Raw genomic sequence first — 26,503 nt, 5'->3', positions numbered from 1 at the left:
CTCAGTTCAGGCGCTGGCGGTGCCGCGAGCCCATCACGCAGTCGCCGTGCAGCAGCAGCGCCGCCACGCGCACGAACTCCTCGATCTCGGCCAGCGCGTCCTCGTCCTCGTCGGCGCTGTCGAACTGGTCACTGGAGGACTGCGCAAGGCGCGCGAGGTCCTGCAGGGCCTCTTCACCTTCCTCGCTCAGCGCCGGGCGCTTGCCCGAGGCCAGGCCAAAACCGCCCAGGAACGCGCGGCACCATTCGAACAGGGCATCGGTGCGCACCTGCAGCGGGGCCGAGGCGTCGGCCAGGACCAGCTCGAAGGCGAAGTCGCGGTCTTCCAGCTGCGCCACGGTGGCCTGTCGCAACCGGTCCAGCACGCTGCCCGGCTCCGGTGCCGGCAGGTTGTCGTCGGCCAGCACCTTGGCCGGCCAGTCCGGCAGGTCATCACCGCCGGCGGCAAGCCAGCCGGCCAGCGCGCCGTGGAGTTCGGCCGGGGAAGCACCCAGGCCCAGCGACTGGCTGGCCTGGAGGATGTCGTTGACGACAGGAAGATCGGTCATGTCACGGGTCTGTAAAGCGGGAAAAGGATCGCCACCACGCCGTGCGCGGCAGCTGCTGCACAGTGTAGCAACCACGCGGTGTTGCCCTCCTTGACCGGCCCCTGCCTGCATGCCTATCGTGCCGACCATGGATGCCTTCGATCCCGCCGGCCAACTGGTCGCCCTCGCCGCCCGCCTCGAGCTGCTGCTCGAGCGCAACCAGCGGCTGGCCGACGAGAACCGCAGCCTGCGCCAGCAGCAGGAGCAGCTGATCGCCGAGCGCTCGCAGTTGCTGACCAAGAACGAACAGGCCCGCTCGCGGGTGGAAGCCATGATCACCCGCCTCAAGTCGCTGGAGCAGCACACGTGAGCCAGAACGAGCCGGTCAGCGTCCGCCTCCTTGACCGTGAATACACCGTCGGCGTGGAGCCGGACGAACGCGACAGCCTTGCCGCCGCCGCGCGCATGCTCGACCAGAAGATGCGCGAGATCCGCGGCAGCAACCGCATGGCGGCGGTCGACCGCGTGGCGGTGCTGGCCGCGCTCAACCTGGCCCATGAACTGCAGCAGGTGCGCGACGAGCAGGCCGCCCAGCAGCAGCGTTTCCAAAGCGCGCTGAACGATCTGAACCGGCGCCTGGACATCGCCATCGACAACGCCCGTTGAACAGTCTGAGCGGCTAAGCCAGATGAACTCGCCGGACGGGCAAAAAGACTGCCCCCGCGCACGCAACCCCGCTATACTGGCCCCGCGTTCTCTGCTGTGAACGACGGCGTGTGCAAACATTCGCCTTGTCCCTTAATGACGACCACGGGGGCGCGACGGAGCCGGGTGTGCAAGTCCGCCTTGTAGCGGGAAGCCCGATGGCCCCCCAACGCTCCCACTTGAACCCCGGGTTCAAGGTCGTTTCGCACGCATCGTCACCGCGGAGAATGCAATATTCCAGAACGGCGCCCAATGGGCGCCGTTCTTTTTTGTCCTTCCCCCTGCGGGAGAAGGTGCCCGGAGGGCGGATGAGGGGGCGGCAAAGCCCGGTGAGACCAGCTGCATGAGGCTGCGCCATTGCCCTCTCCCCAACCCCTCTCCCGCCTGCGGGAGAGGGGCTTTGCGGCCGGATTCCGATACCCTGTGTCGATGACTGACGATCCTCGCCAACGGCTGCGCCAACAGCTGCGCCAGCGCCGCCGTGATATTCCCGCCGCCGACCGCATCGCCGCCGCCGAAGCCCTGGCCGCGCACCTGCTTGCCCTGCCCTTTGCCCACGCCAGCGGCCATGTCGCCGGCTACTGGGCGATGGATGGGGAAATCGCGCTGCACCGCTGGCAGATGCAGTTGCCGCCGCAGCAGACCTACTGCCTGCCGGTACTGCACGGCAAACGGCTGCGCTTCGCGCCGTGGCGGCCCGGGCAGCCACTGGTCAGCAACCGCTATGGCATTCCCGAGCCCGCCGTGGACCCTTCCACGGCGTTGCACCCGGAGGAAATGGCGCTGGTCGTTGCGCCGCTGGTGGGCTTTGATCCGCATGGACGGCGGCTGGGGATGGGGGGCGGCTGGTATGATCGCAGCTTCGCATTCCGGCAGCGCCAGGCCGCGCCGCCGTGGTTGGTCGGGGTTGGTTTTTCCGCCCAGCAGGTGCCGTCGCTGCCGGTCGAGGACTGGGACGTGGCGGTCGATGCGATCTGTACCGAGCAGGCCACTCTCTACCCGGAACCGTTGAACGCATGACCGCCCGCAAGCGCTACTGGCTGATGAAGTCCGAACCGGACGCCTTTTCCATCGATGACCTGCAGCGCGTGGGCACCGAACCGTGGAATGGCGTGCGCAACTACCAGGCGCGCAATTTCATGCGCGATGGGATGAAGGTCGGCGACGGCATCCTGTTCTACCACTCCAATACCAAGGTGCCGGGTATCGTCGGCCTGGCCACGGTGGCCAGCGAGGCCTACCCGGACGACACCCAGTTCGACCCCAAATCCGATTACCACGACCCCAAGAGCACGCGCGAGGAACCGCGCTGGATGCTGGTGGACGTGGCCTTCGAGCGCAAGCTGGCGCAGGTGATCGCGCTGGACGAGATCAAGCTGCATGCCGACGAACTGGGCGAAGGCTTTCCGCTGACCGCCAAGGGCAACAGGCTGTCGGTGTTCCCGGTCACCGCCGCGCAGTGGAAGCGCCTGCTGTCGCTGGAAAAGAAATCAAGCTGACCCCGTAGGAGCGGCCTCGGCCGCGAAGCATGCGCTGTTCCCGCTGCGGGTATGCATGCAAGCGTTGGCGACACCGGCTTCGCGGGCAAGCCCGCTCCTACCCGCTCCACGCATTCCTCCAACTCCATCGAGTCCCACCATGTCCGAAGCCAAGCGCCTGGCCGCCGAAAAAGCCATCGAGTACGTCCAGAAGGGAATGATCGTCGGTGTCGGTACCGGCTCCACCGTCGCCTACTTCATCGAGGCACTGGCCCGCATCAAGGACCAGATCGAAGGCGCGGTATCCAGCTCGGACCAGAGCACCGCCCTGCTCAAGGGCCACGGCATCGAGGTGCTGGACCTGAACCACACCGGCGGCCTGTCGCTGTACGTGGACGGCGCCGACGAGTGCGACGGCAACAAGAACCTGATCAAGGGCGGCGGCGCCGCGCTGACCCGCGAGAAGATCATCGCCGAGGCCAGCAAGCAGTTCGTCTGCATCGTCGACCCGAGCAAGCAGGTCAAGGTGCTGGGCAAGTTCCCGCTGCCGGTGGAAGTGATCCCGATGGCACGCAGCCTGGTCGCCCGCGAGATCATGGCCCTGACCGGCGGCCAGCCGGTGTGGCGCGACGGCGTGGTCACCGACAACGGCAACCTGATCCTGGACATCCACAACCTGTCCATCACCGATCCGGTCAAGCTGGAACAGCAGCTCAACCAGATCCCGGGCGTGGTCACCGTGGGCCTGTTCGCGCGCCGGCCGGCCGACGTGGTGATCGTCGGCGGCGAACCGCCGCAGGTGCTTTGACCTGATGCGGGGCCCGGGGACAGGCCACGGCCGTCCCTCGCCCCGCACCGCCCCTCACTTCTTCCCGACAGAGCCTTCCATGTCCCTATTGCGCTCCCTGTTGCTGCTCTCCCTGCTGACCCTCGCCGGCTGCGCCAGCGCCGATGGCAAGCATTGGGTGGAACTGGCCGGTACCCGTTACCAGGTGGAACTGGCCCAGAACGATGAAACCCGCGCCCGCGGCCTGATGTTCCGCGACCAGATGGATACCGGCAGCGGCATGCTGTTCATCCATGACTTCGAGGAACCACAGGCGTACTGGATGAAGAACACCCGCATCCCGCTGGACATCCTGTACTTCGACAGCCAGCGCCGCCTGGTCAGCCAGCAGCGCGACGTGCCGCCGTGCTCGGCCGGCGACATGTGCCCGCCCTACCCCAGCTTCAAGCCGGCCCGCTACGTGCTGGAGCTGAATGCAGGCCAGGCTGCCCGGTTGAAGCTGGAGGATGGCGCCGAGCTGACCTTCGGCCCGGGCATCCCCAAGGCGGATTGAACCGTCCCGGCGCCCGGCCTTGAACCGGCCGGGCTTTGCCCGCAGTCTTGGGGCATGTCTGATACACGCATCACCCTTCCGCACTGGGACGAGCTGGCCACCTTGGCCGACGACGCCCTGCCACTGCTGCCGACCGCGCTGCTGATTGCCCGCGACGAGTATCCCGAGCTGGATCCGGCCGCCTACGAGCGCCTGCTGCAGGCCCATGCCGACCACCTGCGCGTGGAGGTGGACGCCACCCGCGAGTGGCCGCTGAAGATCGCCGCCATCAACCACCACCTGTTCAACGAGGTGGGCTACAGCGGCAACAACGACGAGTACTACGACCCGCGCAACAGCTACCTCAACGAGGTGTTCGAGCGGCGCCTGGGCAACCCGATCTCCTTGGCGATGGTGCAGATCGAGGTCGCGCGCCGGCTGGGCCTGCCGCTGGAAGGCATTTCCTTCCCCGGCCATTTCCTGGTGCGGCTGCCGGTGGATGACGGCGTGCTGATCATGGACCCGTTCAACGGCGGTCGCCCGCTCGGCGTGGATGAACTGCGCGAGCGGGCACGCACCAACCTGGGCGGGCAGGCACCGGACGACAGCGTGCTGGCGCAGATCCTGGACCCGGCCCCGCACCGCGCGATCCTGATGCGCATGCTGCGCAACCTGTACGGCGTGTACGCCGAGCGCGGGGAATGGGACCGCGCCGCGCGCAGTGCCGACCGCGTCCTCAAGCTGGCCCCCGAACAGGCCGATGCGGTACGCGACCGTGGCCTGGCCTACCTGCAGCTGGAACACCTGGCCGGCGCCCGCGCCGACCTGGCGCGCTACCTGAAGATGGAACCGGAGGCCAGTGACGCGGCCAGCATCCGCGACCGCCTGGTCGAGCTGGGTGGCGAGCGCCCCAAACTGCATTGATCCCGCAGGAGCGGCCTCGGCCGCGAAGCCGGTACCGCCCCGGAGCTGCAAGCAACGCCAACCCTCCCGAGGAGGTTACCTGCGACCGGCAGGCCCGCGCCTGCCGTCACCGGAGCCACCGCCGGCTCCGCGGCCAAGGCCGCTCCTGCCGGGGCTCAGTCCAGCTCGACCATCTCGAAGTCGTCCTTGGTCACGCCGCAGTCCGGGCAGGTCCAGGTGTCGGGCACGTCCTCCCAGCGCGTGCCCGGGGCGATGCCCTCTTCCGGCAGCCCATCGGCCTCGCGGTAGATGAAACCGCAGACGACGCACATCCAGTTGCGGAAGGTGGAGGCCGTGGCATCAGACATCGGGGATAATCGCTGCAATGAGAAACGGCGTTGATTGTCACACTCCCGCCGCCGTACCGGTAGCCATCATGTCCCCTGCTTCTCCCGCCGCCCGCGGCGTGTACCTGATCACCCCCGACGAAACCGACAGCGCGCGCCTGCTCGCGCGCGTGCAGCCACTGCTGGCCGGCACCACCTGGCTGCAGTACCGCAACAAGGCGGTGGATGGCCCGACCCGGCTGGCCCAGGCCACGGCATTGCAGGCGCTGTGCAGCGCGGCCGGGGTGCCGCTGATCATCAACGACGATGCGGCGCTGGCGCAGCAGGTCGGTGCCGCCGGCGTGCACCTGGGCGAGGACGATGGCGACATCGCCGCGGCCCGCGCCCTGCTCGGGCCGCAGGCCATCATCGGCGCCTCCTGCTACGACGAACTGGCCCTGGCCGAACGTGCCGTGCAGGCCGGGGCCAGCTACGTCGCCTTCGGCGCATTCTTCCCCAGCCGCAGCAAGGTCACTCCCCGCCGCGCCAGCACCGACCTGCTGCGACAAAGCGCCGCACTGGGCGTGCCGCGGGTGGCGATCGGTGGGCTGACCCCGGACAATGCAAGGCCCGTTGTCGAAGCCGGTGCGGACCTGCTCGCGATCATCAGCGGCGTGTTCGCCGAGGACGATCCGGTGGCTGCGTTGCAGGCGTACCGGCGCTGTTTCCACACTGATTGAATTCACCTGACAGCTGAAAGGCACGGCTTTTCCCTTCTCCCGTCGGCGGGAGAAGGTGCCCCGAAGGGGCGGATGAGGGGAGTTTTTTGCGTTTGTTCGCTGGAAGCCCCCCTCACCCCCCCCCCTCTCCCGCAAGCGGGAGAGGGGCTTTGAATCCGCGCGCTTCAACGCTGTTGGAACCTTACAGAGGAGTTACCCATGAACCACGCCCAATCCCACGCCCTGTTCGCGCGCGCCCAGACGCTGCTGCCAGGTGGCGTCAACTCGCCGGTGCGCGCGTTCAAGTCGGTCGGCGGTGAGCCATTCTTCGTGGAGCGTGCCGATGGTGCGTACCTGCATGACGTCGATGGCAACCGCTACATCGACTACGTCGGCTCGTGGGGCCCGATGATCGTCGGCCACAACCACCCGGCCGTGCGCCAGGCGGTGAAGAAGGCGATCGACAACGGGCTGTCGTTCGGCGCGCCGTGTGCGGCCGAAGTGACCATGGCCGAGACCATCACCGCGCTGGTGCCGTCGTGCGAGATGGTGCGCATGGTCAACTCCGGCACCGAAGCCACCTTGTCGGCCATTCGACTGGCGCGTGGCGCCACCGGCCGCAACAAGATCGTGAAGTTCGAGGGCTGCTACCACGGCCATGGCGATTCGTTCCTGGTCAAGGCCGGCAGCGGCATGCTGACCCTGGGCGTGCCGACCTCACCGGGCGTGCCGGCCGGGCTGAGCGAACTCACCCTCACCCTGCCCTACAACGATTTCGAGGCGGCCACCACGCTGTTCGAACAGCAGGGCACGGACATCGCCGGCCTGATCATCGAACCGGTGGTCGGCAACGCCAACTGCATCCCACCGCGCGATGGCTACCTGCAGCACCTGCGCGCACTGTGTACGCAGTACGGCGCGCTGCTGATCTTCGACGAAGTGATGACCGGCTTCCGCGTCGCCCTGGGCGGTGCGCAGGCGCATTACGGCATCACCCCGGACCTGACCACCTTCGGCAAGATCATCGGCGGCGGCATGCCGGTGGGCGCGTATGGCGGCCGTCGCGAATTGTTGTCGCAGATCGCCCCGGCCGGCCCGATCTACCAGGCCGGCACGCTCAGCGGCAATCCGGTGGCGATGGCGGCTGGTTTGGCGATGTTGCAGCTGATCCAGGAACCCGGTTTCCATGACCGTCTCACTGCGGCCACCGCCAAGCTGTGCGATGGGCTGGAAGCGGCTGCGCGCGATGCCGGTGTTTCGGTCACCACCAATCGCGTCGGCGCGATGTTCGGCCTGTTCTTCACCGATGAGAAGGTGGAAACGTATGCGCAGGCCACTGCCTGCGACATCCCGGCGTTCAACCGCTTCTTCCACGCGATGCTGGAGCGTGGTGTATTCCTGGCACCGTCGGCGTACGAAGCCGGCTTCCTGTCCAGCGCGCACGATGATGCGGTGATCGAAGCCACGCTGGTTGCAGCGCGCGAGGCGTTCAAGGTGGTGGCGGCGGGCTGAGCCTGCGGCACGATCTGCAGATGGAAAGGCGAAAGCCCTCCCTCATCCGCCCTTCGGGCACCTTCTCCCGCGTGCGGGAGAAGGGCTTGGTCTATCGCGAACTGAAATCGTGCAGCATCCCTGGCGCTCACGCTGACCCCATCCCTTCTCCCGTCTACGGGAGAAGGTGCCCGCAGGGCGGATGAGGGCCCCTCCACGTGTGCTGCTACCACAGCCCGCTCAGACGAAAACGAGCTTGCCCTTCATCAGTCCCCAATGCCCCGGGAACGAGCAGAAGAAGGTGTAGTCCTCCCCGCGCGTCAATTTGCTGGTCGCAAAGCGCACCCGGGTGGTCTGGCCACCACCGATCACCGGCGTGAACGCGATCACCCGCGCATCGTTCTTCGGCAGGTAGCTGTCGGCCAACGTCGCGCGCATGCCGGCCGTGGCCACCGGCTGGAAGTCCGGCGTACGGGTCAGCACCCAGTTGTGGCCCATCGCCGTGGCGCCCAGCTTGCCGGTGTGGCGCAGGGTCAGGTCGACCTGGGTGCAATCGGCGGCAACACGGATTTCCGGCAACGAGAACTGCATGCGGTCATTGCCCTCGATGGTCACCGCACAGGTGCGGGCCATGGCGGGTGCGGCGGGCAACAGGACCGCAAGGGCCAACAGCAGGGAAAATCGCTTCAAGCACAACTCCGTGAATACGTGGATTGCGGTGATTCTAGGCAAGCTGCGCGGATGGCACCTGCGACGGGATGTCGCAGGGATGCAGGAACCGGCGCGCGCGTCGATACTTCCCCTCCATCCTGCCTGCCCCCGCCTTGATGTCTGCTCCCCATGCACTGCTGCTCGACTTCGATGGCCTGCTGGCCGACTACGACCACCGTCGGTTCCTGCAGGTGCTGGCAACCGCCGCGGGCGTCGAATCACCGCAACTGGATGCCGTGCTGCGCGGACAATCGTTGGAACTTGCCCATGCCCGCGGTGCATTGGCCGGCGGGGCATTGCTGGAGGCGCTGAACGATGCACTGGGCAGCACGCTGCAGGCCAAGGACTGGCTGGCCGCACGCCGAGCGGCGAGCACGCCGCGGCGTGACTGCATTGCCCTGCTCGGTCGCATTCCAGGCCACGTGCGCGTTGCGGTCCTGACCAACAATGGCGCGCTGACGTTGCCGCTCATCGCGCAACTGCTGCCGGACATCCAGGTGCTGGGCAGCGCCCAGCTAGGTATGCGCAAGCCTGATCCCGCCGCCTATCAAGCCGCCTGCGACGTGCTCGGCTGCCCGCCGTCGCGCACGTTGTTCGTGGATCACCTGTTCCGCAACGTGCAGGGCGCGCGTGCGGCAGGCCTGCTGGCCGATACCGCCTATCACGCGCAGTCGTTGCGGCGGCTGTTGCGGCGCCACCGCCTGCTCTGAACGGCATCGCTGGCTGATCGCGCCGGCCACCGCCGGCGCGATCCTGCGCATCACGGCAAGGGCGTCCCGCTACCGCTACCGGACGCCGTACACGTCGCCGCGTCGCCATGGCAGCGACGACGTGCGCCATCGCCGACGCCGAGCTCATCGCCTTCGCCGAACATCGGCACGCTGGCACCCTGCTGGCCGAACCGCACCTGCAGGCCAATGCTATTGCTGCGCATCGCATTGCGGCCCTGCTCGTGCCCGAGCAGCAGCGAGAACATCCAGCCGCTGTCCAGCTGCAGGTCCATCCCCGCCCCCAGCGCCAGCATGTCGTCGTTGTAGCTGCGCATCGCCAGCACGTAATCGGTGCCCTGCGGCCGCTGCACGTAGTTCATCGCGACATCACCGCGGTTCTCCAATGCGCTGCGGTACTCGATGCTCCAGTACGGACGCCAGTTCAGCCGCTCGCGCTTGAAGCTCAGGCTGCCTTCCAGGCCCACCGCCAAGGCACTGTTGTCCACGCGCTGGCGGCCGTAAGCCAGGTCGTAGACACCCAGCCCGTGCTCGCGGTAGCCGTCCAGCGTGGCGCGATGGCCGTCATAGCGGCCATAGCCGGTCAGGGTCATGCCGGCCGTGTTGCGGTGCTCATAACCAACCGTCAACGAACCAAACCACTGGTCGCCCTTGCGCGACGCCTGCGCGCTGGCGTTGACCGGCTCGCTCCAGCGGGTCAGGTCGAAGTCCAGCTGGCCATTGGCCAGCAGGCCATCCACGAACAGGTGCTCGCCCAGCCGCCACAGACCGTAGGCCGCCAGCGAACGCTGGTCGGCATCGACCTTGGATGGCGTGCCGTCGAAGTCGGTGCCCTGCCTGCCCCAGCTGCCGGCCATGCCGAGCAGCAGGTTCTCACCCACGGCGCGATCCGCACCCAGCGTGATGCCGCCGGTATCGAAGTCGAAGCCACCGCTGGCACGCCCGTTGCGGCCAACCTTGCCGAACGTGGCAGTGCCCGCCAGCCACAATCCCCAGCCCTGCGGCAGGGCCGGCAGCGCCGCCTCCGCCGCCTGGCCGACCGGCAGGGTCAGGCCCGAGGACTGCTGGCTGCCCGCATAGGCCAGCGCGAAGTTGAAGTTGCTGGCGTTGGTACCGCTGCGTACCTGGCGCAGGCGCGCGCGGATGTTGTCTCCCTGCACCTGGGCAAAGCGCACGCTGGCATCGACCTGCGCCTGCAAGCCACCACTGACCTGCCCGTCATGGGTCGGATCGGGGCGAGCATTGACGGTCAGCTGCAGCTGCACCGTGGCCGCGGCGAAGTTGCTGGTCGCCGCCTGGGTCGCCACCAGCACGGTGGTGCCCTCACCGACCAGGGTGACGGTACGCCCGCTGATCGTGGCCACCGCCGGGTTGCTGCTGGCATAGCTGAAGGCGCCGGGGCTGCTGCTGTGCGGTGCCGGCAGTTCGAAGGCATCCTCGCCCTGGGTCCGGGTCAGGTCGCCCAGCCAGGACAGCTGCGGCGTCCCCACCGCGATGTTCACGTCCAGCCGGACCTGCTTGGCCGCCTGGTACATCGCGTTGCCGGCCTGGTCGGCGGTCAGCCCGCAGGTGCCGGCAGCGAGCATCGTCACCGTCGTCCCGCTGACCGTGCACACCGCCGGCGTGCTGGAGGCGAAGCTGACCGGGTTGCCCGAACCGCCCCCGTTGGCGCCCAGGGTGAAGCTGCCGCCCTGCACGTAGACCGGTTCGGCCGGCGTGGCGACGAAGGCGGAGATCACCTGCACGCCGGCCTGCACCTGGAAGTGATAGGCCTGCACACCGGTGAAGCCGTTCGCGTCGGTGACCTGCACGCTGAAGTCGTAGTTTCCGGCCGCGCTGGGCTCACCTTCGATGCGGCCGGACTCGAGCAGCGTCAGGCCCGGCGGCAACGCGCCGCTGGACAGACTGAAGCGGTACGGGGGGGTCCCCCCGCTGGCACCGAGCTGCTGCTGGTAGCCCACGTCGGCGGTGGCCGGCGGCAGTGCCGGGTCCAGCTGCAGGCTGGGCGCTGCCACCACCAGCGTGTAGTGGCGGGTCACGGAGAACGGTCCGGCGCCGGTGCTGCTGTCGGTGACGGTGATGTCAAAGCCAAAGCTGCCCGCGCCGGTCGGCACGCCGGACAACTCACCATCGGCCGACAGGACCAGGCCGGTAGGCAATGTGCTGGCCGCATAGGTGTACGGCGCTGTACCGCCACTGGCGGTCACGCGCTGCGTGTAGGCGTTGGACGCGGTGGCCGCTGCCAGGCTGGTCGGGCCCAGTTCCAGGGGCGGCACGCTCACGGTCAGGCTGACCCGCGCCGGCGCGGAGGTCCCGCCGGGGCCGGTGGCGACATAGGTGAAGGTGTCCGGGCCCGAATAACCGGGTGCCGGCACGTAGCTGACCACATCGCCGGCGATGCTGGCGGTGCCGTGCTGCGGTGCGGTGGCGATGGCGATCGCGGCGTGCACGCCGGTGATCGAGGACGCCAGATCGATCGGTGTACCCGGGCTCTGATACGGCACCATCACCGCCCTGTCCACAGCAACCGGCGCGGCGGGGGTGGCGACGGTCAGGCTTACCGTGGCGATGTTGGACGTGCCACCGGTCCCGGTGGCCGTAAAGGTGAAGCTGTCCGTGCCGAAGTAGCCGGCCGTGGGCGTGTAGGTCACCACATCGCCAGCGACGCTGGTGGTGCCATGTGCCGCCGCGCTGCCGATCGCGATGCTGTGGTGCGTGCCGGTGATCGCGCCGGAGAGGTCGATCGCCGTGCCGGTGCTGTTGTACGGCACCGTGACGCCGGTCGTGTCCGCGGCCACCGGCTTGTCGATGAAGGTGTAGGTGGCGTTGCTGGTACTGGCCTGGCCGTTCACCGCGACGGTCACCGCAACCGGGCCGCTGCCGACCGCCGGCGCGGTAACCGTCAGCGAGGTGGCCGACGCTGCCGTGACGGTGCCGTTGCCGGCGCCGCCGAAACTGACCAGGTTGTTGCCCGGCGTCGTGCTGAAACCGGTGCCACTGATCGTGACCACCTGGCTGACCGGACCGGCATTGGGCGAGATGGTGCTGACCGTCGGCACGACGGCGAAGCTGTTGCCGATCGTCGACTGCGTGGTCGGATAGCCGCTGGGCGTGAACGCGCCCAGCACGAACCCCATGGCGGAACCCGCCGTGGCCCCGTTGTAACCGAAGGTGACGGTGCAGCTGCCCGCCGGCACCACCACGTTGGTGAGCTGCACGGTGTTCATGCTCGGCACCGATGCGGCGCCGACCGTGCAGCTCCCCCCCGGCATCGCCGGAATCCGCGAGACGAGCACCGGCGACGTAAGCAGCACGCTGAAGGCGGGGCTGCTCGATGCGTTCGGATTGGTGAGGGTGATCGTGACCTGTCCGGCCGCGCCGACGCCGATCTGACCGGGTGAGAAATCGACCGCTGCGGCGATGCCGCCGGCCGCACCGATGTTGATGCTGTGCTGGGCCTGCACGGCCGCGTTCCAGTTGCTGTCGCCCGCCTGGTTGGCGTTGATCACGCAGGTGCCGACAGCGGTGAAGGTCAGCGTGCCGCCCGAAAGCACGCAGCCACTGCTGCCTGCAGCCAGCGACACCGTCGGCGTCAATCCCGAACTTGCCACCGCGGTCACGCTGACGGGCGCCCCGCCCACCTGCGCCAGACTGGGCAGCGATGGCATGAAGCCGACCGTCTGGTTGCCCTTGGTGATCGTCACGCTGACGATCGCGCCGACCGCGATGACGGACGGAGCCTGGCTGTCGGTGACCCGGAGCTGATAGGCGAAGCTGCCGGCGACGGTCGGCGTGCCCGACACCAGTCCGGTCGACATGTTGAGCGAGGTGCCCGGCACCAATGCGCCGGCGTTCAGCGCATGGGTATAGGGCGCGACACCGCCGGTTGCCACGTTGTTCTGGCTGTAGCTTTCCCCTACGCGGGTCACAGGCGCCGCGCCGGAGTTGAGCAGCAGGTTCGCCGGCGTCACCGTGAAGCTCCGCACGACGTCAGCCGCAGGGGCCCAGCTGGCATCACCGCCCTGGCTGGCGGTGATCGAACAGGTGCCCACCTGCAGCAGGGTCACCGAGCTGCCGCCGACCGAGCAGACCCCCGGCGTGGTCGAGGTGAAGCCAACCGTAAGGCCCGAGGATGCGGTGGCCGACAGGACCAGCGAGGCGGCACTGAGCGAGGCGTTGGGCAGCGCATTGAACGTGATCGTCTGGCTGCCCTGGGCCACGCTGATGCTGTAGGACTGCACCCGGCTGTAAGGGCCGCCACTGCCGGCGGAGGAGCCATCGGTCACGGTGATGTCGAAGTTGTAGGTTCCGGCGACGGTCGGCGTACCCGACAGCGTGCCGTCCGCCAGGGTCAGGCCCGGCGGAACCGCGCCGGACGTGCGCGCATACACGTAGGGCGTGGTGCCGCCGTTGGCGGTGAAGGTCTGCGAATAGGCGACACCGGCAGCGCCACCCGGCAACGCGCCGGACGCCGGCGACAGGCTCAGCACCGGCGCGGCGATCGTCAGCGACAGCGCGCCGGTGGTCTGCGAGAAGGGCCCGATGCCGAGCGTGCTGTCGGTCACCGTGGCGGTGAAGTTGAAGGTACCGCTGGCCGCCGGCGTGCCACTGATCGTGCAGTCGGTGTTGAGCTGGGTGCCCGCGGGCAGCGCGCCCGTGGCCAACAGGTTCGAGCAGTTGTAGGGCGCCCTGCCACCGGACGTGCTGATCTGCACGCCCGACAGCGCGACGCCCCGTGTCCCGTTGCCGATCAACGTCGAGGACAGCACCGGGTTGCTGACCGGCACGGTGACCGTGGCCGGAGCGGAGGTACCACTCGAGTTGGTCGCGGTGAAGGTGAAGCTGTCATTGCCGCGGAAGCCGATCGGCGCGAAGTACATCACCAGCCCCGCCGGATCGACCGCCACCGAGCCCCCCTGCGCGGTGGTGGTGGAGCCGACGGCATAGTTTGTCGGCGCGTGGGTGGCATGGCCGGCCAGGCTGAGCGGCACGCCGCTGGCGTTGTAGGTCACCGCCGCGGACGTGAACGAACTTGCGACCGGTACGTCCAGGTAGCTGTACTGGTTCGCGCCACTGGTCGCACTGGTACCGCCCGGTGTGGTCACCGTGACGTGATAGTTGCCGACCAGGTTGGCCGGCGCGGTGGCGGTGATCTGTGTGTTGCTGTTGATGGTGTAGCTGGCAGCGGCCCCACCAAACCACACCGCACCGGTTCCCGGAGCGGCAGCGAAACCGCTGCCGATGATGGTCACCGTGGTGCCGCCGACGCTTGGCCCGGAGGCGGGCGACACCGTGGTCACCGTGGGCGCGGCGACATACGTGTACATGTTCGCGGTAGCGGGCGCGCTGGCGCCACCCGGCGTGCTCACCCTGATGTTGTAGGTACCGGGCGCATTGGCTGGCGCGATGGCGGTGATCTGCGTGTTGCTGTTGATGATGTAGATGGCAGTGGCACCACCAAACTGCACCGCGCCCGTTGCCGGCGCGGCAGAGAAACCGGTACCGGTGAGGATCACCGTGTCACCGCCAACGGTCGGACCGGCGGTGGAGGACACCGCGGTCACGGTCGGCGCGGGCACATACGTGTACTGGTCCCCGAAGTGGGTCGTGCTGGTGCCGTTGGGCGTGGTGACGGTGATGTCGTAGGTGCCCGCTGCGTTCGCCGGGGAGGTGGCGTTGATCGACGTGTCGCTGTTGATGACATAGCCGGCCGTGCTGGCCCCGAATTTCACCGCCCCGGTCAGGTTGGCAGCAGCGAAGCCGCTGCCCACGATGCTCACCGTCATGCCGCCCCCCGTCGGCCCCGCATTGGGCGCCACCGACTGGATCACCGGCAGCGACATCACCGAAATGGTGAACGCCTTCTCGTGAGTGGCGTTCTGCGAATTGGTGCTGCGGACGCGGACGCTCTTCTGCGTCCCTGGGGTGAACGTCGATGGACTGTTGGCCAGCAGGCTGTTGCCGGAGATCTGGAAAGCCGGGTTGTCGGTGTCACCCGCCCCCGCCACCAGCGTGTACGTGAAGGTCTCGCCCACCCCCGCATCACTGGTGGAGAACGTTCCCACCGTCGCATTGAAGCCGCCTCCGACGCCCACGGACTGGTTGCTGAGCTGGATGTCGGTGGGCACGGCATGGGCCAGCTGCGGGACGCACAGCAGCAGCGCCAATACCAGCGCGACGCACCCTCCCGTCAGCCCATGCGCGCGGCCATATGCATGGCGGGCCGATTCCGGCTGCCATGCCGCCAACCAACGCGCAACCGTTCCGCTCCCTGCCAAGAGCCGACTCGCCTGATGCATACAATTTCCCCCTGTTGACAACCACACCCGAAGACGGCCCACCCAGCGGGTGCCCGACCATGAGAACGCTCTTATCCAATCAACCGTAGAAACCGGGGAAATCCAATCACGCTCCTCCCGGGGGAGCGGAAGCTGCCAGCGGCATGCCCCATCGGCTCGAATCCGCCAAGCCAGCCAATACATCGGCCTGACCCGGCCGCACTGTAGTGCATCCGGGTTCTCGCCATTGCCTGCCCAACCGAGCCCCCCCCGCTCGTAAGTGGGCAAGAAAAAGGCAGGGTGCATCGCACCCTGCCCTCACTCAACGTGGCTGCACCCGGTCGCCCGGTCGCCCTCAGCGCCCCGCCATGTAGGCCGCAATCGCCTCACGCACGCGCTTGAGGCCTTCGGCGACTTCCTCGTCGGTGATGTTCAACGCCGGCACGAAGCGCAGCACGCTGGTGCCGGCCTGCAGGATCAGCACCTGCTTCTCGGCGGCCAGGTCCAGCAGCGCGCCGATGTCGGCCACGTACTCGGGCTTGAGCACCGCACCGATCATCAGGCCCATGCCGCGCACCTGCTCGAACACGCCGAATTCTTCGCCGATGGCTTCCAGCCCGGCCTTCAGCGCGGCCGACTGGCGCACCACGTTGGCCTTGATCTCGTCGGAGGACAGCTTGCGCAGCGCCACACGGGCGACCGCCGCGGCCAGCGGGTTGCCGCCGAAGGTGCTGCCGTGCGCGCCCACGCCCATCACCTCGGCCACCTTCGGGCCGGCCAGCATCGCGCCGACCGGGAAGCCACAGCCCAGCGCCTTGGCCAGGGTGACGATGTCCGGGGTGACGCCCCAGTTCCAATGCGCGAACAGTTCACCGGTGCGGCCCATGCCGACCTGGATCTCGTCCAGCACCAGCAGTGCGTCGTGCTGGTCGCACAGCTCGCGGGCGCGGCGCATGAACTCGGCGCTGGCCGGCATCACGCCGCCTTCGCCCTGCACCGGCTCGAACATCACCGCGGCCACGTCGCCGCCGGCCATCGCCGCTTCCAGCGCGGCCACGTCGTTGAAGTCCACGTAACGGAAGCCGCCGGGCAGCGGCTCATAGCCTTCCTGGTACTTGGGCTGGGCGGTGGCGGTCACCGTGGCCAGGGTGCGGCCATGGAAGCTGCCACGGAAAGTGACGATGAAGCGCTTGTCCGGCGCACGGCCCTGCGCGGTGGCCCACTTGCGCACCAGCTTGATCGCCACTTCGTTGGCCTCGGCGCCGGAATTGCACAGGAACACGCGCTTGGCAAAACGCGAGGCCTCCACCAGCTCCTGCGCCAGGTGCAGCGGCGGCTCGCTGTAGAACATGTTGCTGGTGTGCCAGAGCTTGTCGGCCTGCGCGAACAGGGCCGCCTTCAGGTCGGCGTCGTTGTGGCCCAGGCTGCACACCGCGATGCCGGCCGCCAGGTCGATGAACTCCCGCCCCTGCGTATCCCAGACCCGCGCGCCCTGGCCACGCTCCAGCACCAGCTGGCGCGGACGGTAGACCGGAAGGTAGTAGTTGGACAGGGACAACAGCGGTTCAGCGGCGGCAGTCATGGCGTTCCGGAGGGGTGGGTGTGAAAGCCGCATTGTCCCCCATTCCACGGGCTGCGGCACAATGTACGGATGCGCCTGTTTTCTGCCCCCCAACTGAACCCCGCCAGCGAGTCCGGCTGGCGCCGCCGCTGGTTCGACATCATCCACCGCACCGACACCCCGCCTTCGCGCCGGTTCGACCTGCTGCTGGTCTGGGCCATCCTGGCCAGCGTGCTGGTGGTGATGGTCGACAGCGTGCAACGCATCCACGTTGCCTGGGCCAGCTGGTTCTACGTGGTCGAGTGGGGGTTCACCCTGCTGTTCACCGCCGAATACGTGCTGCGCCTGCTGGTGGTGCGGCGGCCGCTGCGCTATGCGTTCAGCATCTGGGGGATCATCGACCTGCTGGCGATCCTGCCCTCGTACATCTCCTTCTTCGTGCCCGGCGCGCAGAGCCTGCTGGTGGTGCGCGTGCTGCGCCTGCTGCGGGTGTTCCGCATCCTCAAGCTGACCCGCTACATCGAGGAAAGCGGCGTGCTGATGCTGGCGTTGTGGCGCAGCCGGCGCAAGATCCTGCTGTTCCTGTCGATGGTGGTCACCATCGCGATCATCGCCGGCGCCCTGATGTACGTGATCGAGGGGCCGGCCTACGGCTTCAGCAACATCCCGACCAGCATGTACTGGGCGGTGGTGACGATGGCGACGGTGGGTTTCGGCGACATCGTCCCGCACACCACGCTCGGCCGCTTCATCACCTCGGCGTTGATCCTGGTCGGTTACAGCATCCTGGCCGTGCCGACCGGCATCTACACCGCCGAACTGGCCGGCACCATGCTGCGCGAGCGTCGCCAGGACACCCGCGGCTGCGTGGTCTGCGGCCATGAGGGCCACGAGGCCAAGGCCCACTACTGCAACCGCTGCGGGCATGAGCTGCCCGAGCCGCTGGAGCCCTGAGCGCCTACCATGCTTCGCGGCCGAGGCCACCCCTGCGAGGGGATCCTGAAACCGTTGGTAGGAGCGCCTTCAGGCGCGAAGCCGACGCTCCCTCCCACGCACCGCTTTCCATGTGCGTGGACAGCCCGTCGGCTTCACGGCCGAGGCCGCGCCTGCGGGTTGCTCAGTCGAGGAACAGGTCCGGCAACAGCGGCCTGGACGGGTCCACCGCATAGCCGGACAGGTCGGTGACACCGGCCTCGCCCAGCACTTCATCATCGATCAGGAACTTCCCGCTCAAGCCCGCCGCCGGGCGGGTCAGCACTGCGTGCGCGGCATCGGCCAGGATCTCCGGGCGGCGGCAGCCGGCCGGGTCCACGCCGGGAATCATGTTGATCGCGTCGGTGGCGATGATGGTGCGCGGCCACAGCGCGTTGACCGCCACGCCCTGCGGGCCGAACTCACCGGCCAGGCCCAGGGTGACGAAGCTCATGCCCATCTTGGCCAGCGTGTAGGCGGTATGCGGCGCCCACCACTTCGGGTCCAGGCTCGGCGGCGGCGCAAGCGTCAGGATATGCGGGTTCGGGGCCTTGAGCAGGTGCGGCAAGCAGGCCTGCGCGCACAGGAAACTGCCGCGTGCGTTGACCTGCTGCATCAGATCGAAGCGCTTCATCGGCGTGTCCAGCGCACCGCGCAGCCAGATCGCCGAGGCGTTGTTGACGAGGATGTCGATGCCACCAAAGGCATCCACGGTGGCGGCCACCGCCGCGTTGACCTGGTCCTCCTCGCGGATGTCGCACTTCAGCGCCAGCCCCTGGCCACCGGCGGCAGTCACCGCCTCGGCGGCGCTGTGGATGGTGCCCGGCAGCTTGGGGTTGGGCACCGCCGACTTGGCGGCGATGGCCACGTTGGCACCGTCGCGCGCAGCACGCAGTGCAATGGCCAAGCCGATGCCCCGCGAGGCGCCGGTGATGAAAAGGGTCTTGCCTTGCAGGCTGCTCATGCGCACTCCAACGGGTAGGAAACCTCCCGCATTATGCCGGTGCATCACGCCTGCGGTTCGACACTTTGCGTTCATGCACCATGCCGATACTGGTGCGGCATTCTCCCCCGAGATCCAATGATGAAAACGCTGTACCGCACCACCCCGCTGCTGCTCGTGCTCGCCCTTGCCGCCTGCCAGAACCGGCAATCGGCCGGCGAAGTCCCGCCGGTGGTGCACGATGTCACCGCACACACCACCGGGCTGGGCAGCACCGGCGGCAAGCTGGACGCCAGCGCGGTGTGGAATGGGTCGCTTGATGCCTGCCGCAACGCTGCAACCGCCAGCGATACCTGCCTGATCGACACCCTGCGCAAGGGCGGCGCCTCGGCCGCCGCACTCACCGCCGCGCGCAATCTGGCCGCGCAGGACAATCCGGGATATGTCAGCGCCTGGCAGAGCGTGGAAGGCGTGGGCGTGGCGACGCTGGAGTTCCCGTTCCGCGCCAACACCAACGAAGGCACCTGGCTGGTCGACGCCAGCGGCCGGACCGTCGACGTGGACCGGGACGTGCTGGACGACAACACCCGCAGCCTGCCTGAATACAAGGCGTTCATCGCCGGGCACCCGGACGCGGTCCCGTTCGCGCCGGCCATCGCCAGCGGCAGCGATGCACTGCCCGACGGCGGCGTGCGCCTGCGTTACCGCACGCCGCTGCGCAGCTGCCACGCCTGTGCCGACGAGGGCATGCTGACCATCGGCTACGACTTCGACGCCAAGCGGAATTTCAGGGGCAGGCAGTTGGTCGAGCTGCGCTGAGTCCCTTCCGGGCACCGGTGCCGGCCACGCCGGCCGGTGCCCCGTCCCGCGCTGCGGCTCAAGGCTTTGGTCCCTGCCCTTCGTTGTCTTCCCAGTGCAGGATGCGCCGGGTGACGAAGCGGTACACCGGCTTGCCGGTGGCGAACCACAGTTCGCGCACCCAGGAGTGGCGCTTGAGCAGCCGCCGCTCCACCGGCGTCAACGCCGCGCCGCAATACATGCGCTTGTGCTTGAGCAGGTGGCGCAGGTCCTCGCGGGCCAGCAGCCGCATCCAGCGCGAGCGCGGGTTGCCGCAGACCGCCAGCTGGAAGTCGATCAACGCCGGCGAACCATCCTCGCGCACCAGCCAGTTGGCCTCCTTGGCCAGGTCGTTGTGGGCGATGCCCTGGCGGTGCACGCGCTGCAGCAGGCGCCGCGCGGCGCGGAAATAGGCCAGGTCACCTCGGGGCGGGCGCTGGTACATGGCCGCCCCCTCCATGTAGCTGCGGTCCAGCCAGCGGCCGTCCCAGCCGAGCAGGCGCGGCGTGGCCTCCATGCCATCCAGCCTGGCCAACGCCCGCGCCTCGCGCCGGGCCAGCCACCAGGCCGGCAGGCGCAGCCACGGCGGCGTGGCCCCGAGGTCACGGCGGACAAAGCGGCCGTGCTCCCCGTCGACCAGCAGGATACGGCCGAAACTGTCGGCTTTCAGCGTAATGAAGGTGTCAGGCGAAGAGTCCAGCATGCCCCCATTCTAGTGGCCTGCCGGGCTTTCATTCACCGACACGGCAGGTGAACGACCCGCCGCCACGCCAATGGAACCTGCAACGGAAGCAGCGGTCTGAACGGGCCCTGCCACTATAATCGCCCGATGAATTCTTCCTGGATCGACGCCACGCTCGCGTGGATCGCCGCTCATCCGGTTTTGGCCGGTGCCGCGATTTTCGCCATCGCCTTCTGTGACTCGGTAATCATCCTCGGCACCATCGTGCCGGCGTTGCCGCTGATGATCGCGGTGGGCGTGCTCATCGGCATGGGCGAGCTGTCCGGACCGTACGCGATCGCCTGCGCCACGCTGGGCGCGTTCGCCGCCGATGGCCTGAGCTACTGGGTCGGCCGTCGCTGGGGCGACCGGTTGCGCGGCGTCTGGCCGGTCAGCCGCTACCCGCAGCTGCTTGACCGCGGCGAGCTGATGTTCCGCCGCAACGCCTTCAAGAGCATCCTGGTGGCGCGCTACGTGGGCGCGATCCGCCCGTTCGTGCCAGCCATCGCCGGCATGGCGAACATGCCCTTCCGCAACTACCTCAAGGCCAGCGGCATCGCCTGCCTGTCCTGGGCGGTGCTGTTCCTGCTGCCCGGCTGGGCACTGGGCCAGGCCTACGACGCGGTGGCGGCGGTCGCCGGCAGCCTGTTCCTGGTGCTGGCCCTGCTCGGCGCGATGCTGGGCCTGGTCTGGGCCATCGTGCTGTACAGCTACCGCTGGTCGGCCGCGCGCATGGACGGTTGGCTGGCGCGCGTGCTGGCCTGGTCGCAGCGCCACCCGCAGTTGCTGGGCCGTTCGCTGACCGACCTGTTCGACCCCAAGCGGCGTGAATCGGTGCCGCTGGCGATGCTCGCCCTGATGCTGCTGCTGCTCGGCTGGGGCTGGTTCGTGCTGCTGATGGTGGTGGTCGCGCATGGCGAACCGCTGGCGCTGGACCTGGCCGTGCACAAGCTGATGCTGGCCCTGCGCAACCCGCTGGCCGACTATCCGATGGCCGCGCTGGCCTCGCTGGGCGACTGGCAGGTACTGCTGCCGGCCATCGGCGCGGCCATGGGCTACCTGGCCTGGCGCCGGCGCTGGATGGCGGTGGTGCATTGGCTGGCGGCGCTGGCCTTCGGCCTGGCCCTGACCAAGCTGCTGGGCGCCACGGTGGACGTGGTCCGCCCGCCCTCGGCCAGCAGTGGCTTCGGCTTCCCGTCGGTGGCGGTGACCATGGCCACGATCACCTTCGGCTTCTTCGCCGTGCTGATCGGCCGTGAGCTGCCCGGCCGCACCCGCGTCTGGCCGTACCTGCTCTCCGGCGTGGTCGTCACCGCGATTGGCTTTGCCCGCATCTACCTGGGCGCACACTGGCTCAGCGACGTCATCGGCGGCATGTTGTTCGGCATCTTCTGGCTGTTGTTGCTGGGCGTGGCCTACCGCCGCCGCTTCAACCGTTCGTTCTGGGTCAAGCCGGTGGCCTGGCTGTTCTATGGCGTGTTCGTGCTGGCCGGCTTCTGGTATGCACCGCGCAACGTGCCGGCCAAACTGGCCAAGTTCGAGCCGGTGGCCGCCGCGCCGCAATCGATGGTGTCAACGCATTGGTGGCAGGACGGCTGGCGCGAGCTGCCGGCCCGTCGCAACGAGTTCGATGACGACCAGCGCTGGCCGCTGGATGTGCAGGTCGCCGGCCCGTTGGCACCCCTGCAGCAGCAGCTGGAGCGCAAGGGCTGGACCGTGCAGCCGCAGGCCGGCTGGCAGCAGGCGCTGGCGATGCTGGAGCAGAAAGCCTCGCCGCAGGACGTGCCGGTGCTGCCGGCCACCCTGGACAGCAACGTCGAGGCACTGCTGTTGCTGCACCCGGGCACGCGACCGGACGAGGTCTATGCGCTGCGGCTGTGGCCTTCGGCCGTACGCCTGGAGCCGGGGCAAGCCCAGGTCTGGCTGGGCAGCGCGCAGACGCTGCGCTTCCAGCGCCACCTGAAGCTGTTCGGCATGTGGCGCCCGCTGCGCGGCGTGGATCCCGCGCTGGATACGCTCAAGCAGTCGCTCGACGGCATGCCCAACCAGCAGCAGGTGCAGCCGGAAACCGGCCTGCCGTTGCTGATGATCCGCAGCCAGGAAACACCGGCGCCGTAACAGCGGTGATGCCCGCGGCGCCGGATCCGGCAACGTGGATGGAGCTCCTGGCGGTGGATGGAGCTCCTGGCGGAGGTCAGAGATCCTGTTCCTGCGGGATGTCGAAGCCGGGGATCCATTCGAGCAGGCGCTCCAGGCGCCGGTGCGGATCGTCTTCGTGCAGCAGCATCACCCGCTGCTGCTCCTGCAACGGCAGCAATTCGGCCAGCCGCCAGCCTACCCAGGCCGCCTGGTCGAACTGTGCCGGGCCGGCCGAGGCGTACTCGCCGCCCGCCTGTTCAAGAATGCGTTCGAGCAGGATGCCGAGCAGCGCATGCTCCGGCTGCAGTTCATCGTCGCTGTCACGCTCGCGCCATTCCACCTCGGCCACGACCAGGCCGTTGTCACGCACGCGCGTCTGCCGCACGTGGAAGCGGCGACCGCCACGCAGGCGCAGCACCAGGACGCCATCGGCACCCACGTCGAAATCCTCGACCAGGGCTTCCACGCCCCACGCGGCGGGCGTTGCCGGCGTGCCGACCTCCTCGCCCTCCAGGATCAGACAGACGCCGAACGTGCCGCCCTTGCGCCCGCATTCGCGTACCAGGTCCAGGTAACGCGCCTCGAACACGCGCAACCCCAGCGAGGCACCCGGCAACAGCGTCGAATGCAATGGAAACAGCGGCAGGCTTTGCGTGGCAGTCATCGGCAACAGAAACGGCGGACCGGGGCTGATGGTACCCCAGCCCGCCGTGGGCCATCGTCGCAGGCGCCGGCAGGACGCCGTCAGAAGTTGTACTTCACGTGCGTGTGCACGCGGTTCATGTCGCCCCTCTCGCCGTTCTCCAGGCGACGCTGCGCATGGCTCAGCTCCACGCCCAGGTCCAGCTTGGGGAATGGCGAGTAGATCAGGTTGGCGCGCACCGACTGTGCCTTGTCGGTGACTTCATAGCCGGTCCAGGCCGTGTCGTTGTCGAGCACGGCGACCGAATAGACCAGGTTGCCGCGCAGCTTGGGCGAGAACGCATGGCGCCACGCGGCGAAGCCACCGTAGCCGTCCATCGCGTGCAGGCGTCCTTCCTCATCCAGCACGGTGTCGCTGCCCAGCGCGAAGCCGAGGTAACGGCCCACGCCGGCACCGCCGCTGACCATGTAACGCAGGTCGTCATTGGCCCCCATGTTGAACTTGCCCGACACGCTCAGGGCACCGCCGCTTTCGTTGTGCCCGTCGTAGCGGAAGTTGCGCAGCAGCGCGGCAACGGTGAAGTGGCCCCAATCACCGCGGGTGAGCCAGCGCGCGGTCAGGTCCGGCATCACGTCGGTGCTGCTGTTGATGCGCGCGCCCTTGCCGCCGAACGGGGTGATCGTGGTCTGCGGGTTCTCCGCCGAGAACGACCACGCGCCGCGGGTGTAACGCAGCTGTGCCTGACGCGAGAAGATGGTGCCTTCCGACGGACCGGTGAAGTCCACCGTGTCCGGCAGCGCCGCCACGTCCTGGAAGTTGGACCAGGTCTGGCCGGCCAGCCAGTTGTTCCAGCTCACGTAGGCCTGGCGCAGGGTGAGCGCGTAGGTGTTGGTGATGACCTCGTTGCCGGCGAAGGCGTTGCTGCCACCGCCGTACATGTCCGCCTCGATGTAGGCCTTGAGCTTGTCGCCGCGCTCGGTGGTGGTATCGGCACCGAGCCAGAAGCGCGAGAACTGTGCATGCACGTCGGTATAGCTGGCGCTGCGCCCCTTGCCATCGACCGCCACCGGCGTGGCACCGGGGAAGTAGAACAGGCGCCCGGCCGAGCCGTCGGCGATCTCACCGTCACTGGTACGAGTGTACATCGAATCGAGCTTGATGAAACCGCCGAAGGAGAACTTCGTGCCTGGCATCGCGTTGGGCATCACGACGGCCGGCGCCGCCGGTGCGGCAACGCGGGTGGCGTCGAGCGTTGTCGCCGTCGGCGCCGTAGCGGCATTGGCATTGGCATTGGCAGCATCACGCTGCTGGTAGGCCTGCAGCATGTCGCGCATCTGCTGCATCTCCTGCTCCAACTGCGCCATGCGTGCCTCCATGGCCTGCGCATCCATGGCCTGCGCCAGCGCGCTCAGCGGCATCGCCGCCAGTACCGCCGTGGTGGCCAGGGCGGCCAGTTTCTTGTTACCGATCATCGTTTTCCCCTCCCAGGGCAACAGGACACCGTTCCGGCGCCCGGTGGGCCGCCGGTCATGAAGAACGTCGTTTTCTTGCCATGGCCGTCCGGGCAGACCGAACGGCGTTCAGCGCGTCATTCCCGCCTGCGCGGGAGTGACGTGATACGGGCAGGCAGGCGTGGCTGACGCCTCAACGGCTGCCCGGCCTTCGGGCCCTCACACAAACCGCATCGCCGTCGTACCCATGCCATCGGCGCGTACCAGCACGTTGTCACCAGCAGCCACCGCAACCGCTGCGGTGATCGCGCCGGACAGCACCACGCTGCCGGCCGGCAGCGCCTGGCCGCGCTCGGCCAGCATGTTGACCAGCATCGCCACCGCCTCGGCCGGATTGCCGAGCACCGCGGCGCCGGCGCCGACCTCGACCACCTGGCCGTTCTTCTCCATCACCACGCCGAGCGTCTCCAGGTCCAGGCCCTGCACCGCCGTCGGGCGCGAGCCCAGCACGTAGCGCGCGGCCGAGGTGTTGTCGGCGATCACGCTGGGCAGGTCGAAACGGAAATTCTCGTAGCGTGAGTCGATCAGCTCGATGGCCGGCACCACGTAATCGGTGGCCGCCATTACCTGGGCGACGTCGCACCCGGGCCCGGTCAGGTCCTCGCGCATGACGAAGGCGATCTCGGCCTCCACCTTCGGGTGGATCAGGCGCGCGGTGTCGACCACCGCGCCGTCGTCCACGGCATTGTCAGCGCCGAGGAAGCCGTAGATCGGCGTGTCCACGCCCATCTGCTGCATCTTCGGCTTCGAGGTCAGGCCCATCTTCATGCCGACGATGCGTATGCCAGCTGCCTGCTTGATACCGCGCAGGCATTCCTGGATGTCGTACGCCGCGTTGACGTCGATCTGCGGATGCGCATCGGTGATACGGGTCACCTCGCGCACTTCCTGCTCGGCGGCCAGCAACTGCAGGGCGCAGTTTTCGATGATGGAGCGATCCAGCGTCATGCCTGTGCCTCCTGCGGCTGTTCGCCGCGCGCACGCAGCATGTCCAGTGCGACGTCCACGATCATGTCTTCCTGGCCGCCGACCATGCGGCGCTTGCCCAGCTCGACCAGGATGTCGGCGGTCTTCAGGCCAAAGCGCTGCGATGCGATTTCCGCGTGGCGCAGGAAGCTCGAATAGACGCCGGCATAACCCAGCGCCAGGGTTTCGCGGTCCACCCGCACCGGGCGGTCCTGCAGCGGACGCACGATGTCGTCAGCCGCATCCATCAGCGTGTACAGCGCGCAGCCGTGGTTCCAGCCCATGCGCTCGGCCGCGGCGATGAACACCTCCAACGGTGCATTGCCGGCGCCGGCGCCCATGCCGGCCAGGCTGGCGTCGATGCGGATCGCACCCGCTTCGACCGCGGCAATGGAATTAGCCACGCCCAGCGACAGGTTGTGGTGTGCATGAATGCCGATCTGGGTGTCCGGCAGCAGTGCCTCGCGCAGCGCGCCGACCCGGTCACGCACATCATTCATGTTCAATGCGCCACCGGAATCGACCACGTACACGCAGGACGCGCCGTAGCTCTCCATCTTCTTCGCTTCGATGGCCAGCGCCTGCGGCGTGGTCATGTGACTCATCATCAGGAAGCCGACCGCATCCATGCCAAGCGCATTGGCCGCTTCGATGTGCTGGCGCGAGATGTCAGCCTCGGTGCAGTGCGTGGCAACGCGCACGATGCGCGCGCCGGCGGCATGGGCGTTCTTCAGGTCATGCACGGTGCCGATGCCCGGCAGCAGCAGCGTGGCGATCTTCGCGTGCGAGACCGATTCGGCGGCGGCCTCGATCCACTCGATGTCGCTGTGCGCGCCGAAGCCGTAGTTGAACGAGGCCCCCTGCAGGCCGTCGCCATGGGCGACCTCGATCGAATCGACCCGGGCCTGGTCCAGCGCGGTGGCGATCGCGCGCACCTGTTCCAGGCTGTAGCGATGGCGCACGGCGTGCGAGCCGTCACGCAGGGTGACGTCGGAGATGTAGAGCTTGTTGGCGGTCATGTTCATG

At 68.2% G+C, this 26,503-nt stretch carries 24 protein-coding genes and 1 other RNA gene; 14 read left to right on the top strand and 11 right to left on the bottom strand.

From position 1 onward, the window contains the following. Position 1: 1 nt before the first annotated feature. Complete coding sequence (locus ACIPR8_RS02625; RefSeq protein ID WP_323439158.1) at positions 2-547, bottom strand: YecA/YgfB family protein; 546 nt, start codon at positions 545-547, stop codon at positions 2-4. Positions 548-674: 127 nt separating this feature from the next. Here ACIPR8_RS02625 and ACIPR8_RS02620 point away from each other — a divergent pair, with 127 nt between their 5' ends. The 8 genes from ACIPR8_RS02620 to ACIPR8_RS02585 all read left to right on the top strand — a co-directional run bounded on the left by ACIPR8_RS02620 (position 675) and on the right by ACIPR8_RS02585 (position 4,952). After that, positions 675-896, top strand: a complete 222-nt coding sequence (locus tag ACIPR8_RS02620) for a TIGR02449 family protein (RefSeq protein WP_132866209.1) — start codon at positions 675-677, stop codon at positions 894-896. Beyond that, complete coding sequence (locus tag ACIPR8_RS02615; protein ID WP_132865481.1) at positions 893-1,192, top strand: cell division protein ZapA; 300 nt, start codon at positions 893-895, stop codon at positions 1,190-1,192. Before ACIPR8_RS02620 ends, ACIPR8_RS02615 begins: the two co-directional genes overlap by 4 nt. Positions 1,193-1,277: 85 nt before the next feature. After that, positions 1,278-1,462: non-coding RNA, 6S RNA (ssrS, locus tag ACIPR8_RS02610), on the top strand. A gap of 198 nt (positions 1,463-1,660) precedes the next feature. Then, a complete protein-coding gene (locus ACIPR8_RS02605; protein WP_132865482.1) occupies positions 1,661-2,251 on the top strand; it encodes a 5-formyltetrahydrofolate cyclo-ligase in 591 nt (196 codons plus the stop codon). Continuing rightward, positions 2,248-2,730 (top strand): EVE domain-containing protein, encoded by a 483-nt coding sequence (locus ACIPR8_RS02600; protein ID WP_132865483.1) that lies wholly within the window; start codon positions 2,248-2,250, stop codon positions 2,728-2,730. Before ACIPR8_RS02605 ends, ACIPR8_RS02600 begins: the two co-directional genes overlap by 4 nt. Positions 2,731-2,869: 139 nt before the next feature. Next, entirely contained in the window at positions 2,870-3,517 is a 648-nt protein-coding gene (gene rpiA / locus ACIPR8_RS02595; protein ID WP_132865484.1) for a ribose-5-phosphate isomerase RpiA, read from the top strand. A 79-nt stretch (positions 3,518-3,596) separates the two neighbouring features. Then, positions 3,597-4,049, top strand: coding sequence for a DUF192 domain-containing protein (locus ACIPR8_RS02590; RefSeq protein ID WP_132865485.1), 453 nt, complete (start codon positions 3,597-3,599; stop codon positions 4,047-4,049). A gap of 54 nt (positions 4,050-4,103) precedes the next feature. Beyond that, positions 4,104-4,952 carry a SirB1 family protein gene (locus ACIPR8_RS02585; protein WP_192287537.1) on the top strand — a complete coding sequence of 283 codons (849 nt, stop codon included), beginning with the start codon at positions 4,104-4,106 and terminating at the stop codon, positions 4,950-4,952. 155 nt (positions 4,953-5,107) lie between these two features. Here the strand turns inward: ACIPR8_RS02585 and ACIPR8_RS02580 are convergent, their stop codons facing one another. Further along, positions 5,108-5,299, bottom strand: a complete 192-nt coding sequence (locus ACIPR8_RS02580; RefSeq protein WP_132865487.1) for a rubredoxin — start codon at positions 5,297-5,299, stop codon at positions 5,108-5,110. A gap of 68 nt (positions 5,300-5,367) precedes the next feature. Between ACIPR8_RS02580 and thiE the strand changes: the two genes are divergently transcribed. Beyond that, a complete protein-coding gene (thiE, locus tag ACIPR8_RS02575; protein ID WP_446540070.1) occupies positions 5,368-5,997 on the top strand; it encodes a thiamine phosphate synthase in 630 nt (209 codons plus the stop codon). Between the two features lie 198 nt (positions 5,998-6,195). After that, entirely contained in the window at positions 6,196-7,488 is a 1,293-nt protein-coding gene (gene hemL / locus ACIPR8_RS02570; RefSeq protein WP_446540069.1) for a glutamate-1-semialdehyde 2,1-aminomutase, read from the top strand. A gap of 219 nt (positions 7,489-7,707) precedes the next feature. Here the strand turns inward: hemL and azu are convergent, their stop codons facing one another. Then, a complete protein-coding gene (gene azu / locus ACIPR8_RS02565; protein WP_446540068.1) occupies positions 7,708-8,157 on the bottom strand; it encodes an azurin in 450 nt (149 codons plus the stop codon). A gap of 137 nt (positions 8,158-8,294) precedes the next feature. Between azu and ACIPR8_RS02560 the strand changes: the two genes are divergently transcribed. Next, positions 8,295-8,888: an HAD-IA family hydrolase gene (locus ACIPR8_RS02560; protein ID WP_446540067.1), complete on the top strand. Its 594-nt coding sequence runs from the start codon at positions 8,295-8,297 to the stop codon at positions 8,886-8,888. A 50-nt stretch (positions 8,889-8,938) separates the two neighbouring features. On the opposite strand, the gene ACIPR8_RS02555 is transcribed toward ACIPR8_RS02560, so the two are convergent. Together ACIPR8_RS02555 and ACIPR8_RS02550 are read right to left on the bottom strand one after the other, a co-directional pair. Then, positions 8,939-15,184: an autotransporter domain-containing protein gene (locus ACIPR8_RS02555; RefSeq protein WP_446540066.1), complete on the bottom strand. Its 6,246-nt coding sequence runs from the start codon at positions 15,182-15,184 to the stop codon at positions 8,939-8,941. 355 nt (positions 15,185-15,539) lie between these two features. After that, entirely contained in the window at positions 15,540-16,766 is a 1,227-nt protein-coding gene (locus ACIPR8_RS02550; RefSeq protein WP_192287543.1) for an acetylornithine transaminase, read from the bottom strand. A 69-nt stretch (positions 16,767-16,835) separates the two neighbouring features. Between ACIPR8_RS02550 and ACIPR8_RS02545 the strand changes: the two genes are divergently transcribed. Further along, a complete protein-coding gene (locus ACIPR8_RS02545; RefSeq protein WP_192287544.1) occupies positions 16,836-17,699 on the top strand; it encodes an ion transporter in 864 nt (287 codons plus the stop codon). 163 nt (positions 17,700-17,862) lie between these two features. Here the strand turns inward: ACIPR8_RS02545 and ACIPR8_RS02540 are convergent, their stop codons facing one another. Further along, a complete protein-coding gene (locus ACIPR8_RS02540) occupies positions 17,863-18,681 on the bottom strand; it encodes an SDR family oxidoreductase (protein ID WP_446540065.1) in 819 nt (272 codons plus the stop codon). Between the two features lie 120 nt (positions 18,682-18,801). Here ACIPR8_RS02540 and ACIPR8_RS02535 point away from each other — a divergent pair, with 120 nt between their 5' ends. Continuing rightward, positions 18,802-19,479 carry a hypothetical protein gene (locus tag ACIPR8_RS02535; RefSeq protein ID WP_446540064.1) on the top strand — a complete coding sequence of 226 codons (678 nt, stop codon included), beginning with the start codon at positions 18,802-18,804 and terminating at the stop codon, positions 19,477-19,479. A gap of 58 nt (positions 19,480-19,537) precedes the next feature. On the opposite strand, the gene ACIPR8_RS02530 is transcribed toward ACIPR8_RS02535, so the two are convergent. Continuing rightward, positions 19,538-20,200, bottom strand: a complete 663-nt coding sequence (locus ACIPR8_RS02530) for a phosphotransferase (protein ID WP_132865496.1) — start codon at positions 20,198-20,200, stop codon at positions 19,538-19,540. Between the two features lie 126 nt (positions 20,201-20,326). Between ACIPR8_RS02530 and ACIPR8_RS02525 the strand changes: the two genes are divergently transcribed. Then, positions 20,327-22,336 carry a bifunctional DedA family/phosphatase PAP2 family protein gene (locus ACIPR8_RS02525; RefSeq protein WP_313252046.1) on the top strand — a complete coding sequence of 670 codons (2,010 nt, stop codon included), beginning with the start codon at positions 20,327-20,329 and terminating at the stop codon, positions 22,334-22,336. 76 nt (positions 22,337-22,412) lie between these two features. Here the strand turns inward: ACIPR8_RS02525 and ACIPR8_RS02520 are convergent, their stop codons facing one another. The 4 genes from ACIPR8_RS02520 to dmpG all read right to left on the bottom strand — a co-directional run bounded on the left by ACIPR8_RS02520 (position 22,413) and on the right by dmpG (position 26,496). Beyond that, positions 22,413-23,021 carry an LON peptidase substrate-binding domain-containing protein gene (locus ACIPR8_RS02520; RefSeq protein WP_132865498.1) on the bottom strand — a complete coding sequence of 203 codons (609 nt, stop codon included), beginning with the start codon at positions 23,019-23,021 and terminating at the stop codon, positions 22,413-22,415. 80 nt (positions 23,022-23,101) lie between these two features. Further along, complete coding sequence (locus tag ACIPR8_RS02515; protein WP_446540063.1) at positions 23,102-24,472, bottom strand: DcaP family trimeric outer membrane transporter; 1,371 nt, start codon at positions 24,470-24,472, stop codon at positions 23,102-23,104. A 198-nt stretch (positions 24,473-24,670) separates the two neighbouring features. Further along, positions 24,671-25,459: a 2-oxo-3-hexenedioate decarboxylase gene (dmpH, locus tag ACIPR8_RS02510; protein ID WP_446540062.1), complete on the bottom strand. Its 789-nt coding sequence runs from the start codon at positions 25,457-25,459 to the stop codon at positions 24,671-24,673. Continuing rightward, a complete protein-coding gene (gene dmpG, locus ACIPR8_RS02505) occupies positions 25,456-26,496 on the bottom strand; it encodes a 4-hydroxy-2-oxovalerate aldolase (RefSeq protein ID WP_446540061.1) in 1,041 nt (346 codons plus the stop codon). The genes dmpH and dmpG overlap by 4 nt, the downstream gene beginning before the upstream one ends. Positions 26,497-26,503 lie beyond the last annotated feature (7 nt).

The sequence above is a fragment of the Stenotrophomonas sp. LARHCG68 genome, from assembly GCF_052871705.1.
Note: the sequence above shows the minus strand (reverse complement) of the source record. Positions and strands in the feature narration are given on the sequence as shown.

What these genes read in the sequence shown, in the direction of transcription:
- ACIPR8_RS02625 (WP_323439158.1), bottom strand. Translation starts at nt 547, where the DNA reads ATGACCGATCTTCCTGTCGTCAACGACATCCTCCAGGCCAGCCAGTCG.
- ACIPR8_RS02620 (WP_132866209.1), top strand. Translation starts at nt 675, where the DNA reads ATGGATGCCTTCGATCCCGCCGGCCAACTGGTCGCCCTCGCCGCCCGC.
- ACIPR8_RS02605 (WP_132865482.1), top strand. Translation starts at nt 1,661, where the DNA reads ATGACTGACGATCCTCGCCAACGGCTGCGCCAACAGCTGCGCCAGCGC.
- ACIPR8_RS02600 (WP_132865483.1), top strand. Translation starts at nt 2,248, where the DNA reads ATGACCGCCCGCAAGCGCTACTGGCTGATGAAGTCCGAACCGGACGCC.
- rpiA (WP_132865484.1), top strand. Translation starts at nt 2,870, where the DNA reads ATGTCCGAAGCCAAGCGCCTGGCCGCCGAAAAAGCCATCGAGTACGTC.
- ACIPR8_RS02590 (WP_132865485.1), top strand. Translation starts at nt 3,597, where the DNA reads ATGTCCCTATTGCGCTCCCTGTTGCTGCTCTCCCTGCTGACCCTCGCC.
- ACIPR8_RS02585 (WP_192287537.1), top strand. Translation starts at nt 4,104, where the DNA reads ATGTCTGATACACGCATCACCCTTCCGCACTGGGACGAGCTGGCCACC.
- ACIPR8_RS02580 (WP_132865487.1), bottom strand. Translation starts at nt 5,299, where the DNA reads ATGTCTGATGCCACGGCCTCCACCTTCCGCAACTGGATGTGCGTCGTC.
- thiE (WP_446540070.1), top strand. Translation starts at nt 5,368, where the DNA reads ATGTCCCCTGCTTCTCCCGCCGCCCGCGGCGTGTACCTGATCACCCCC.
- hemL (WP_446540069.1), top strand. Translation starts at nt 6,196, where the DNA reads ATGAACCACGCCCAATCCCACGCCCTGTTCGCGCGCGCCCAGACGCTG.
- ACIPR8_RS02560 (WP_446540067.1), top strand. Translation starts at nt 8,295, where the DNA reads ATGTCTGCTCCCCATGCACTGCTGCTCGACTTCGATGGCCTGCTGGCC.
- ACIPR8_RS02550 (WP_192287543.1), bottom strand. Translation starts at nt 16,766, where the DNA reads ATGACTGCCGCCGCTGAACCGCTGTTGTCCCTGTCCAACTACTACCTT.
- ACIPR8_RS02545 (WP_192287544.1), top strand. Translation starts at nt 16,836, where the DNA reads ATGCGCCTGTTTTCTGCCCCCCAACTGAACCCCGCCAGCGAGTCCGGC.
- ACIPR8_RS02540 (WP_446540065.1), bottom strand. Translation starts at nt 18,681, where the DNA reads ATGAGCAGCCTGCAAGGCAAGACCCTTTTCATCACCGGCGCCTCGCGG.
- ACIPR8_RS02535 (WP_446540064.1), top strand. Translation starts at nt 18,802, where the DNA reads ATGAAAACGCTGTACCGCACCACCCCGCTGCTGCTCGTGCTCGCCCTT.
- ACIPR8_RS02530 (WP_132865496.1), bottom strand. Translation starts at nt 20,200, where the DNA reads ATGCTGGACTCTTCGCCTGACACCTTCATTACGCTGAAAGCCGACAGT.
- ACIPR8_RS02525 (WP_313252046.1), top strand. Translation starts at nt 20,327, where the DNA reads ATGAATTCTTCCTGGATCGACGCCACGCTCGCGTGGATCGCCGCTCAT.
- ACIPR8_RS02520 (WP_132865498.1), bottom strand. Translation starts at nt 23,021, where the DNA reads ATGACTGCCACGCAAAGCCTGCCGCTGTTTCCATTGCATTCGACGCTG.
- ACIPR8_RS02515 (WP_446540063.1), bottom strand. Translation starts at nt 24,472, where the DNA reads ATGATCGGTAACAAGAAACTGGCCGCCCTGGCCACCACGGCGGTACTG.
- dmpH (WP_446540062.1), bottom strand. Translation starts at nt 25,459, where the DNA reads ATGACGCTGGATCGCTCCATCATCGAAAACTGCGCCCTGCAGTTGCTG.
- dmpG (WP_446540061.1), bottom strand. Translation starts at nt 26,496, where the DNA reads ATGACCGCCAACAAGCTCTACATCTCCGACGTCACCCTGCGTGACGGC.